We start from the raw sequence: 11563 nt of genomic DNA on the forward strand, positions 1-11563 counted from the left end.
GTGGGTCAGCGGATGTCCCACTCTTCGCTGGCGCCGGTGAAGCCGAGGTCGTCCTGGACCTCGAACGTGGCGCCGTCGTCGAGGGCGCCCGGGGGGACGCGAAGTGAGCGCGCCCGACGCCGCCCCCAGCCCCGCCCCCTCGACCTCGGCCGCCCCGCGGGAGCGGGAGGACCGGGACGCCGCGACGGCCGCGCGCCAGCACCGCCCCGGCCCGGGCCGGACGGTGCCGACGTCGACCTACCGGCTGCAGGTGCAGCCGGAGTTCACCTACGACGACGCCGCCGGCGTCGCCGGGTACCTGGCGCGCCTCGGCGTCACGCACGCCTACCTCTCCCCCGTGCTGCAGGCGGCTCCGGGCTCGACGCACGGCTACGACGTCGTCGACCACTCGCGCCTGTCGCAGGAGGCCGGCGGCCGGGAGGCCTTCGACCGCATGGTCGCGGCGCTGCGCGAGCACGGGCTGTCGGCCGTCGCCGACGTCGTGCCCAACCACGTCGCGGTGCCCACGCCGGCGAGCGCCAACGCCGTCCTGTGGTCGGTCCTGCGCGACGGCCCGTACTCCCCCTACGTCAGCTGGTTCGACGTCGACTGGTCGACCGAGGACCACGCCCTCCTCATGCCCGTGCTGGGGTCGCGCATCGGCCAGGTGCTGGCCGCCGGGGAGCTCCAGCTCGACACGAGCGGCGACGAGCCCCTGCTGCGCTACTACGACCACGTCTTCCCCGTGCGCCCGGGCACGGAGGCGCTGCCGATGGACCGCCTCGTCGAGGCGCAGTGGTACCGCCTGGCCCACTGGCGGGTGGCCGACGAGGAGCTCAACTACCGGCGCTTCTTCGACGTCGACACGCTCGCCGCCGTCCGGGTCGAGGACGAGGGCGTCTTCGACGCCACGCACGCGCTGCTGCTGGAGATGCTCCGCACGGGCGAGCTCGACGGCCTGCGGATCGACCACCCCGACGGCCTCGCCGACCCGCGGGAGTACCTGCGCCGCCTCGCGGACCGCACCGGCGGGGCGTGGGTCGTCGTGGAGAAGATCCTCGAGGGCTCCGAGCAGCTCCCCGACGACTGGCCGTGCGCGGGGACGACGGGCTACGACGCGCTGCTGCGCGTCGGCGGGCTCTTCGTCGACCCGGCGGGCGAGGCGCCGCTGACGGCGCTCTTCACGCAGGTGACCGGCGACCCGGCGGACTTCGGGCCCGTCGTCGAGCAGGCCAAGCGGGAGGTCGTCGCCGAGAACCTCTACACCGAGGTGCACCGGCTCGTGGACCTCCTCAGCGGCATCTGCCACGCCGACGTCCTCCTGCGCGACCACACCCGCCGCGGGCTCACCGAGGTCGTCACCGAGCTGCTCGTGGCCTTCCCCCGGTACCGGGCCTACGTCGTGCCCGGCGAGGCGGCGCCGGCCGAGGCCGCGCACGTCCTCGACGAGGCGGTCGAGGTCGCCCGGGCGCACCTCGCGCCCGAGCGCCACGAGACCCTCGAGGTGGTCCGCGACCTGCTGCTGGGCCGCGAGGCCGGCTCGGCCGGTCGCACGGCGGAGGCGGAGCGGGCCGAGCTCGTCGTCCGCTTCCAGCAGACGTGCGGGCCGGTCATGGCCAAGGGCGTGGAGGACACGGCCTTCTACCGCTGGTTCCGCCTCTCCAGCCTCAACGAGGTGGGCGGCGCGCCGGAGCGCTTCGGCGTCTCGCCCGAGGAGTTCCACGCCTTCTGCGCGGGGATCGCCGAGCACTGGCCGACGACGATGACGACGCTGTCCACGCACGACACCAAGCGGGCGGAGGACGGCCGCGTGCAGCTGTCCGTCGTCTCGGGCGTGCCCGCGGCCTGGGCCGAGGCCCTCGCGCTGTGGCGGCAGGCCGCGGCCGAGCACCGCTCGGCCCTCCTCGACGGGCCCACCGAGATGCTCGTGTGGCAGACGCTCGTCGCCACGTGGGAGCCGGCCGGCGCGGACGGCCCCGGCGGGCCGATCTCCGCCGAGCGCCTGCTGGCCTACCTCGAGAAGGCCGTCAAGGAGGCGAAGCGCCGGACGACGTGGACGGCCCCCGACGAGGAGTACGAGCAGGCCGTCGCCGACTTCGCCACCGGCGTCCTCGGGGACGAGGACGTGCTCGCCCGGGTGGGCGCCTTCGTCGCCGCCACCGCGCCGGCGGCCCGCTCGGCGGTGCTCGGGCAGAAGCTCGTGCAGCTGACGATGCCGGGCGTGCCCGACGTCTACCAGGGCACCGAGGTCGGTGAGCGCTCGCTCGTCGACCCCGACAACCGCCGGCCGGTGGACTACGCGCGGCGCAGCGCGCTGCTCGAGCGCCTCGACGGCGGGGCGCGCCCCCGCGACCTCGACGAGGAGAAGCTCCTCGTCACCTCGCGGGCGCTGCGCGTGCGCCGCGACCTCGCGGCCGCCTTCACGGGGGCGGGGACGGGCTACGCGCCGCTGCCGACGTCGAGCGGCTCCGCCGTGGCCTTCGCGCGGACGCAGGACGGCGCACCGCGCGCCGTCACCGTCGCCACGCGGCTGCCCGACGCCCTCGCCCGCTACGGCGGGTGGGGCGAGCACTCGCTCACGCTGCCGGCGACGACCGCGGGGGCCTGGCGCGACGTGCTCACCGGGCGGGAGCACGCCCCGGGCGCCGCCCGGCTGGCGGACGTCCTCGCCGACCTGCCCGTCGCCCTCCTCGTCGAGGCCTGACCGACGCCTCCCACCCCCGGCCGGGGCCCGTCCCCCGCGGACGGGCCCCGTCACGAGCACCACCGTCACGCGCACCACCGTCACGCGCACCACCGTCACCGGCTCTGCCGCAGGAGGAACCCCGTGCACGTCTTCACCGTCTGGGCCCCCGACGCCACCGGCGTCGAGGTCGCCGTCGGCGCCTCGGGCGCCCCGGCCGAGGGGGGCCGCCGCGTCACGATGGACGCCTCCGGGGGCGGGTGGTGGTCCGCGACCGTCGAGGACGCCGGCCACGGCACCGACTACGCCTTCTCCCTCGACGGCGGCCCCGCGCGCCCCGACCCGCGCAGCGCCTGGCAGCCCGAGGGCCCGGACGGCCCCAGCCGGGTCTTCGACGCCTCGCGCTTCGCCTGGTCGGACGGGGCGTGGCCGGGCGTCGACGGCCGCGGCGCCGTCTTCTACGAGCTCCACGTCGGGACCTTCACGCCCGAGGGCACGCTCGACGCGGCCGTCGGGCGGCTCGACCACCTCGTCGACCTCGGCGTCCAGGTCGTCGAGCTGCTGCCCGTCGCCGCCTTCCCGGGCCGCTGGGGGTGGGGCTACGACGGGGTCGACCTGTGGGCCGTGCACCACCCCTACGGCGGGCCGGAGGCGCTGCAGCGCTTCGTCGACGCCTGCCACGCCCGCGGCCTCGGGGTCTGCCTCGACGTCGTCTACAACCACCTGGGCCCGGCGGGGAACTACCTGCCCGAGTTCGGCCCGTACTTCACCGACGAGCACGAGACGCCCTGGGGCACGGCGGTGAACCTCGACGCGCCGGGCGCCCGGGAGGTGCGCGCCTTCGTCGTCGAGGGGGCGCTGCGCTGGCTGCGCGACTTCCACGTCGACGCCCTGCGGCTCGACGCCGTCCACGCCCTCGTCGACGACTCGCCCGTCCACGTGCTGGCCGAGCTGTCGCTGCGGGCGGCCGACCTGTCCGACGAGGTCGGGCGGCCGCTGACGCTCGTGGCGGAGTCCGACCTCAACGACCCGCGCATGGTCGAGCCCGCCGTCGAGGGCGGCTACGGCATGCAGGCGCAGTGGGCCGACGACGTCCACCACGCCGTGCACGCCCTCGTCACCGGCGAGCGGCAGGGCTACTACGTCGACTTCGGCTCGCTGGAGTCCGTCCGCGCCGTCATGACGGGGGCCTTCTGGCACGCCGGCACGTACTCGCCCTTCCGCGAGCAGGTCTGGGGGCGGCCGGTCGACCCGACGCGCCACCGCGGCGGCTCCTTCGTCGCGTACACGTCCAACCACGACCAGGTGGGCAACCGCGCCACCGGCGACCGCCCGTCGGCGACCCTGCCCGGCGGGGTCCTCGCCGGCAGCGCCGCCCTCGTCCTCCTGGGCCCCTTCTCCCCCATGCTCTTCATGGGCGAGGAGTGGGGCGCGCGCACGCCGTGGCAGTTCTTCACCGACTTCCCCGACCCCGAGCTCGCCGAGGCCGTGCGGACGGGGCGGCGCTCGGAGTTCTCCTCCCACGGGTGGGACGCCGAGGACGTGCCCGACCCGCAGGACCCGGCCACCCGCGACGCCTCGGTGCTCGACTGGGACGAGCCGACGTCGGGGCGCGGCGCGGCGCTGCTCGCGTGGCACCGCCGCCTGCTCGAGCTCCGCGCCACCGAGGGGGACCTGCGCGACGACGTCCTCGGCCGCTCGCCGAGCCTCGACGTCGTCGGCGACGAGGACGCCGGCTGGCTCGTGCTCGTCCGCGGGGCCTTCCGCGTCGCGGTCAACCTCTCCGACCGGGCGCGGGAGGTGCCGCTCGAGCGAGGAGCCGGCGTCGAGGGCGAGAGCGGCGCCGAGCTCGTCGCGTCCTACGCCGAGGACGGCGAGGTCGCCCTGGAGGGCGAGGTCGTCCGCCTGCCCGCCCACGCGGTCGCGGTGGCCCGGCTGCGCTGACGTGGGCGGCGTCCGGCGGCCCGGGTCCCCGGGCCGCCGGACGTCCCCGGTGCCCGACGTCGGTCGGGCCACCGAGGGTCCCCGGTCAGCACCTCAGCGCAGGCCCCCGCGCACGAAGGGGTTGGCGCCCTCGACGCCCATGAGGAACCACGCCGTGGCGCCGATGTGCTGCGACTGGAAGTAGGCGAAGCCGAAGCCGGTGTCGAGCACGCTCGTCGCCGCGACGACGCCGGAGTCCGCCGGCAGCGGCGCGCCGCCGACCGTCTGGTCCTGCCCCACGAGGTCCTGGGCCACCGTGATCTGCCCGAGCAGGCCGCGGGCGCGCCGGGCGTCCGCCTGCCCGCGGCCGCGGTCGGCGTAGGCCGTGGCCAGCTGGCCGGTGCCCTCGAGCCACACCCCCTGCGGGTCCACCGTCAGCCCGTTGTAGACCGCGGTCGAGGTGAGCGACGCCGAGCTGAAGGTCACCCCGGAGACGCGGACGCCGTCGGGCAGCTGGCTCAGCGGCTGCGCGGCGTCGTCGGTCACGGCGAGCGCCTGCCCGGCCCAGTCGAGCGCGCGGGCGTAGCGGCCCTCGCGCAGCGCGAGCCAGCTCCACGCCTGCGGGTCGAGCGGCAGCGGGTCCGTGTTGACCGTCGTCCCGTCGTCGCTCCCCGTGTAGAAGTACCCGCCGTCGGGCTCCCAGACGCGCCCGAGGAAGGCGCGGGCCCGGTCGGCCTCCTCGAGCCAGGAGCGGTCGCGCGTGGCCGCGGCGAGCTGGCGGAAGAAGCCCACGCAGTCGACGTTGTGCTCGGTCGAGACGTTGGGGATCCGCTCGTCCCCGGCGGTCACGCCGAAGGAGAAGCCGCCGAGCGCGCCGTCGTTGCGGGCGTTCGTCGTGATCCAGCGGGCGACGGCGAGCGCCCCGTCGAGGTAGCGCTGCTCCCCCGTGCGCTCGTGCAGCTGGACGAGCGCCATGCCGGGCCAGGCCATGTCGCCGACGGCGGTGCCGAGGAAGCCGAACTGGAAGCCGATGTTCGCGGTGCCGTCCGGCAGCCGGAGGCCGTACGGCTGCGGGACGCCGTCGTAGAAGACGTACGGGCCGACGTTGTAGGCCTGGCGCAGCCGGCCGTCGTCGTACGCGGGGTCGTTCCCCTGGGCGAACAGCAGGCCGTCGCCGAGACGGCGCGCGAGGGCCTCGCCCCGCTCGGTGCCCGTGGCGAGCGCCGCGCAGATGCTGAGCGCCTCGTCGTAGACGAAGGCCGTGCTGAAGAGCCCGTTCTGGTCGGAGTAGCTCTGCGCCAGCACCGGGCCGTCGCCGTTCGCCGCCGGGTAGGCGTCGGACATGACCTGGAGGAAGTCCAGGGCGCGCGCGCCGGCGCGGCGCAGCGAGGGCGTCGCCACCGAGGGCGGTGCCGCTGCGGCCCCGGTGGCCGGGGCGACCGCCAGCGCCAGGGCTCCGGCGCCGGTGGCGCCGGCCAGGACCGCCCGCCGGCTCGGGGCGCGCCGCGGGTCGTGGGTCGGGGTGCGGTGCTCGTCCACGTCGTCTCCTCCTCGAGGGCGACGCCCTCGTCGCCCGCGACGGCACTCTCACCCGCCGCGGCGGGAGGGTCAAGGAGGGTGTCCCCGGGCTCCCGGGCTCCTGTCGCGGGCGCGGGGCTCAGGCCCCGTCGCGGGCGAGCGACGTGAGGCGCGAGAGAGCGCGGGAGTACTTCTTCCGGTAGCCGCCCGCGAGCATCTCGGGGGTGAAGAGGTCCGCGAGGCTCGCGCCCGACACGGCCAGCGGGATCGAGCGGTCGTACATCCGGTCGGCGAGGACGACCGTGCGCAGCGCCACGTTCTGGTCCGCGAGCGGGCGCAGGCCCCGCCAGAAGACGTGCGTGACGCCGTCGAGCAGCGCGCCGTAGCGGCTCGGGTGCACGCGGGCGAGGTGGTCGATGAGCGCGTCCACGTCGTCGAGGACGGCCCCGTCGCCGACCGCGCGGGCGCGGGCCTCGAGCTCGTCGTCGGGCAGCGGCGGGGGCGGGTCGGGCAGGCCTCGGTGACGGTAGTCCTCGCCCTCGATCCGCACGACGTCGAAGTTGCTGCCGACGGCCTGGATCTCCCGCAGGAAGTCGTCGGCGGCGAAGCGCCCCTCCCCCAGCGAGCCCGGGAGGGTGTTCGAGGTGGCCGCCAGCCGCACGCCGGCGTCGACGAGCTCGCGGAGCAGGCGGGCCATGAGGACGGTGTCCCCCGGGTCGTCGAGCTCGAACTCGTCGATGGCGACGAGGGTCATGGGCGAGAGCGCCCGGACGGCCTCGGCGAAGCCGAGCGCGCCGACGAGGTTCGTGTACTCGACGAAGGTGCCGAAGGCCTTCGGCCCGGGGACGGCGTGCCAGGTCGCCGCGAGCAGGTGCGTCTTGCCGACGCCGAAGCCCCCGTCGAGGTAGACGCCGGGCGCGCCCTGCGGGGTGGTCGGGCGCCCCCGCAGCAGCCGCCGCAGGCCGCCCTCCTTCTGGCCGCGCGACGCCTGGGCGTCCCGGACGCGCTCAGCATGGGCCTCCAGCTCGGTGACGGCCGCCGCCTGCGAGGGCTCGTCGGGTGAGGGCTCGTAGGAGGCGAACGAGACGTCCGCGAAGCGCGGCGAGGGCACGAGCTCGGCGACGAGCCGGTCGCGCCCCAGCTGCGGCTCGCGGCCCACGAGGGACCCCACCCCCGCGTCCCGCCCGGCCGACCCCTCGCTCGCGCGGTCCTCGCTCCCCGGCTCCCCGGTCGTCGTCGTCACGGGCCACGACCCTAGGCGGGTCGCCGCCGTCCGCAGCGTGGGCGCGGCTGCGGCCGGTCTCCCGGTGCGGGAAGATCCGGCCGCTCCCGAGGTGTTCCCCGGTGAGCAGGACGCGGACCGCGACCACCCGCGGCGGCGAGAGCCCCGCGCGCGGGCCCGCGACGACCACGACAGCGACCGACTCGTGCGATCCCGAGGAGAGCCCCGTGCCCGTCCCCACCGACCCGAGCCCGGCCCTGGCCGAGTACGCCCACCCCGAGCGCCTCGTCACCACCGCGTGGCTGGCCGACCACCTCGGCGACGAGGGCCTCGTCGTCGTGGAGTCCGACGAGGACGTGCTGCTCTACGAGACCGGCCACATCGCCGGCGCCGTCAAGGTCGACTGGCACACCGACCTCAACGACCCGGTGACCCGCGACTACGTCGACGGCGAGGCCTTCGCCCGGCTCATGTCGGCCAAGGGCATCAGCCGCGACTCGACCGTCGTCGTCTACGGCGACAAGTCGAACTGGTGGGCGGCCTACGCGCTGTGGGTCTTCACCCTCTTCGGCCACGAGGACGTCCGGCTCCTCGACGGCGGACGCGCCGCCTGGCTGGCCGAGGACCGCCCCATGACGACGGACGCGCCGTCGCCGGCCCCCACGGACTACCCCGTCGTCGAGCGCCGCGACGAGGAGGTGCGCGCCTTCGCGCCCGACGTCCTCGCCCACCTCGGGAACGGCCCGCTCGTCGACGTCCGCTCCCCCGAGGAGTACACCGGCGAGCGCACGCACATGCCGGCCTACCCCGAGGAGGGCGCCCTGCGCGGCGGCCACATCCCCACCGCGCAGTCGGTGCCGTGGGCGCGCGCGGCGGCCGAGGACGGCCGCTTCAAGGGCCGGGCCGAGCTCGAGGCCATCTACACGGGCGAGAAGGGCCTGCAGCCGGGCGACGACGTCATCGCCTACTGCCGCATCGGCGAGCGCTCCTCGCACACGTGGTTCGTGCTCACCCACCTGCTCGGCTTCGACAAGGTGCGCAACTACGACGGCTCGTGGACCGAGTGGGGCAACGCCGTGCGCGTGCCCATCGCCACGGGCTCCGAGCCCGGCGACGCCCCGGCGCGGCGCTCGTGACCGCCGCGACCACCGGTGGCGCGGCGGGCACGGGCGGCCCCGCCGAGGGCCTGCCGCCGGCGCTGGCCGAGATCGTCGAGGACTTCCACGCCGTCAGCGAGCCCGAGCGGCTGCAGCTGCTCCTCGACTTCAGCCGTGGCCTGCCGGCGCTGCCGCCGCGGTACGCCGACCACCCCGAGCTGCTCGAGCCTGTGCCGGAGTGCCAGTCGCCGATCTTCCTGCTCACCGAGGTGGACGACGACGCCGACCGCACCGTGCACCTGTTCTTCTCGGCCCCCGCGGAGGCGCCGACGACGCGCGGCTTCGCCGGCATCCTCGCCGAGGGGCTCGACGGGCTGCCCGCCGCGCAGGTCCTCGACGTCCCGGGCGACGTCTGCTCGCGCCTCGGCCTGGACCGCGCCGTCAGCCCGCTGCGGCTGCGCGGCATGACCGGGATGCTGGGCCGCATCCAGCGCCAGGTCCGCGAGTCGACGGCCGCCTGACGGCGCGCGTGGGCCTGCGGCTCCTGCACCCCCCGTCGCTCGGCGCCCCCCGCGAGGTGGCGCCGGCGGCGGGGGGTGCGGCGTCCCCGGACGCCGAGGACGACCTCGCGGCGCTCTACGCCCACGACCTCCCGGAGCCGGGCCGCGACGCCCGGGTCCGCGCCAACCTCGTCACCACCCTCGACGGCGCCGCCGCCGGCGCGGACGGCTCGAGCCGCTCGATCTCCGGGCCGACCGACCTCCGGGTCCTGGTCCTGCTGCGCTCGCTCGCCGACGTGGTGCTCGTCGGGGCGGGGACGGCGCGCTCGGAGGGCTACGGCCCGCTGCGCGTGCGCGCGTCCCTGGCCGCCCGGCGCGCCGGCCTCGGGCAGGCGCCGGCCCCGGCGCTCGCCGTCGTCACCCGCTCCGGGAGACTGCCCGACGCGGCGCTCGCCCGGCGCGACCACGGCGGGGCCGTGCTGGCGGTGATCTGCGCGAGCACGGGCGACGACGTGCTCGGCCGGCTGCGCGCGGTGCTGGGCGACGACGGCGTCGTCGTCGCCGGGGACGACGACGTCGACCTCGCGGCCGCCGTGGCCGCGCTGGCGGACCGGGGCCTGCGGCGCGTGCTCTGCGAGGGCGGCCCCGCGCTGCTCCGCGACGTCGCGGCCGCCGACCTGCTCGACGAGCTCTGCCTCACGACGTCGCCGCTGCTCGTCGCCGGGAGCGGCCCGCGGGCCCTCGTCGGCCCCGCGCTCACCGCCCACCTCGACCTGGCGTCGCTGTTGCTGGCCGACGACGGCGGCGGCACCCTGCTCGGCCGGTGGCTCGTGCGCCGCTGACGCCGGCCGCTGACGTCGTCGGGGCCGCCGCCGCGGGCGACGTGCGCGGCGGTGCCACGATCTCCGGGTGACCGCCCACGCGACCATCACGCAGACCGTGCCGGCGTCCGTGGAGGACGCCTTCGACCTCGTGCACGACTACCCACGACGGCTGACGTGGGACACGCTGCTGCGCGAGGCGCGGACGGTGGACGACGCGCCCCCCGCCCAGGGCGTCGAGGCGGTCTGCTCGGCGCGGTGGACCCTCGGCGGTCTGACCTTCCGCACCCGGTACGTGACGTTCCGCCGGCCGACGCTCGCGGCGGTCGTGCTGGTGGGCCGCTCGCCGTTCTTCGCGAGGTGGGCGGCCTCGATCCGCCACCGCCCCGGGGCGCCCGTCGACGGCCGCCCTCGCAGCGACGTCGTCTACACCCTGACCTTCACCGGCCGGCCCGCGGCGCTGCGCCGGGTCGTCGAGCCCGTCGCCCTGGCCGCGTTCCGCTGGGAGACGCGCCGTCGCCTGCGGGCGCTGGCGGCGCACCTGGAGCGCCGCTCGTCGGCCACCGGGGCCGGCTGACGTCCCTGCCCGCCGGGCCGCCCGGCGTCAGAGGTGCTCGAGCAGGAAGCGCGCGACCTCGCGCTCCCAGCGCTCGGGGTCGGTGTTCCACTCCTTGGTGTGCTGCGCTCCCGGGAAGTCCCGGAAGACGACGAGGTCGGGCCGGGCGGCCGCGAGCCGCCGGGAGGGCCCGATGGGGACGACGTCGTCGTCGGCGGCGTGGAGCAGCAGGACGGGCAGCCGCAGCTCGTCGGCGCGGACGACCCAGTCCAGGCGGGAGACGTCGATGGGGGCGCTCACGCCGAGCAGCGCCCGCGCCTCCGGCCGGGCCAGCATGGCGATGCCGAGGCGACCGGCGGGCCAGGGCAGCCGGTTGCGGCGCGCCGCGTGCTCGAGCACGTCGCGCCAGTCGACGACCGGCGAGTCGAGGACCACGGCGCGGACACGGTCGGCGGTCCACGACCGCGTGGCCAGCTGCAGGACGATCGCCCCGCCCATCGACCAGCCGACGAGGACGACCTCCCGCGCGCCGTGGTCGAGGGCGTGGAGCAGGGCCGCCTCGACGTCCAGCCACTCGGTGTCGCCCAGGCCGTAGTGGCCCGCGGACTCGGGCGGGGCGTCGGCGTCGTTGCGGTAGGCCGGCACGAGGCACGGCAGCCCCAGGCGGTGCAGCAGCGGCACCGCCCGCAGGCACTCCTCGCGCGTGGCGCCGCGGCCGTGCACGAGCACGGCCCAGACCTCGCCCCCCGCTCGCCCGGTCGGCCCGGCAGCGTCCCCCTCCTCGTCGCGGCGCCCGCGGGCGGCCGGCACGAACCAGGCCGGGAGTCCGCCGAGCGGCGTCGCGACCCGCACGTCCTCGTGCGCGAGGCCGAGCGCCGACGTCGGGTCGCCGACGTGGACGGTCCCGCTCCAGCGGGCGGAGCCGGGCGCGAGGCCGCCCTCGGGCGACGTGAGCAGCTCGCGCACGACGGCGCCCCGCTCCTCGCGCACCACCGCGCCGACCTGCGCCGCGCGGCGCCCGCCGTCGAGGAGCAGGACGTAGCGGCCGGGGGCGCGGTGCTGCGCGTCGGCCGTCACCGTGACGACGGGCCCGTCCGGCCCGGCGCCCTCGAGGTCCACCGCGAGGACCCGGACGTCGTCCGGCCGCTCGTGCACGGGCCTGACCACCTGCCGGACGAAGAAGGCGGCGAGCCCGGAGACGGCGGCGGCCGCCAGCGACGTCGCCGCGACGGCGCCGGCCCCGCTCCAGGCCGCCACCCGCGCC

At 77.0% G+C, this 11563-nt stretch carries 9 protein-coding genes; 6 read left to right on the forward strand and 3 right to left on the reverse strand.

The features are described from left to right. Positions 1–223: 223 nt before the first annotated feature. Both treY and treZ read left to right on the forward strand, forming a co-directional pair. Positions 224–2683: a malto-oligosyltrehalose synthase gene (gene treY / locus HLB09_RS07600; RefSeq protein WP_344553891.1), complete on the forward strand. Its 2460-nt coding sequence runs from the start codon at positions 224–226 to the stop codon at positions 2681–2683. Between the two features lie 123 nt (positions 2684–2806). Continuing rightward, complete coding sequence (gene treZ / locus HLB09_RS07605; protein WP_171202795.1) at positions 2807–4606, forward strand: malto-oligosyltrehalose trehalohydrolase; 1800 nt, start codon at positions 2807–2809, stop codon at positions 4604–4606. Positions 4607–4699: 93 nt separating this feature from the next. Here treZ and HLB09_RS07610 read toward each other — a convergent pair whose 3' ends face one another. Next, positions 4700–6124, reverse strand: a complete 1425-nt coding sequence (locus HLB09_RS07610; protein ID WP_171202796.1) for a Tat pathway signal sequence domain protein — start codon at positions 6122–6124, stop codon at positions 4700–4702. A gap of 118 nt (positions 6125–6242) precedes the next feature. After that, entirely contained in the window at positions 6243–7274 is a 1032-nt protein-coding gene (gene zapE, locus HLB09_RS07615; RefSeq protein ID WP_171202800.1) for a cell division protein ZapE, read from the reverse strand. 278 nt (positions 7275–7552) lie between these two features. Here zapE and HLB09_RS07620 point away from each other — a divergent pair, with 278 nt between their 5' ends. From HLB09_RS07620 to HLB09_RS07635, 4 genes are all read left to right on the forward strand, one after another. Beyond that, positions 7553–8461 carry a sulfurtransferase gene (locus tag HLB09_RS07620; RefSeq protein ID WP_171202797.1) on the forward strand — a complete coding sequence of 303 codons (909 nt, stop codon included), beginning with the start codon at positions 7553–7555 and terminating at the stop codon, positions 8459–8461. Beyond that, entirely contained in the window at positions 8458–8943 is a 486-nt protein-coding gene (locus tag HLB09_RS07625; protein WP_322790067.1) for a SufE family protein, read from the forward strand. Before HLB09_RS07620 ends, HLB09_RS07625 begins: the two co-directional genes overlap by 4 nt. Positions 8944–8951: 8 nt before the next feature. Then, positions 8952–9764, forward strand: a complete 813-nt coding sequence (locus HLB09_RS07630; protein ID WP_171202798.1) for a dihydrofolate reductase family protein — start codon at positions 8952–8954, stop codon at positions 9762–9764. Positions 9765–9831: 67 nt separating this feature from the next. After that, a complete protein-coding gene (locus HLB09_RS07635) occupies positions 9832–10320 on the forward strand; it encodes an SRPBCC family protein (RefSeq protein WP_171202799.1) in 489 nt (162 codons plus the stop codon). A gap of 27 nt (positions 10321–10347) precedes the next feature. Here HLB09_RS07635 and HLB09_RS07640 read toward each other — a convergent pair. Further along, on the reverse strand, positions 10348–11563 hold a 1216-nt coding region (locus HLB09_RS07640; protein ID WP_212770719.1), incomplete at its 5' end, for an alpha/beta hydrolase family protein.

Source organism: Pseudokineococcus marinus, assembly GCF_013004605.1.
Lineage (GTDB): Bacteria > Actinomycetota > Actinomycetes > Actinomycetales > Quadrisphaeraceae > Pseudokineococcus > Pseudokineococcus marinus.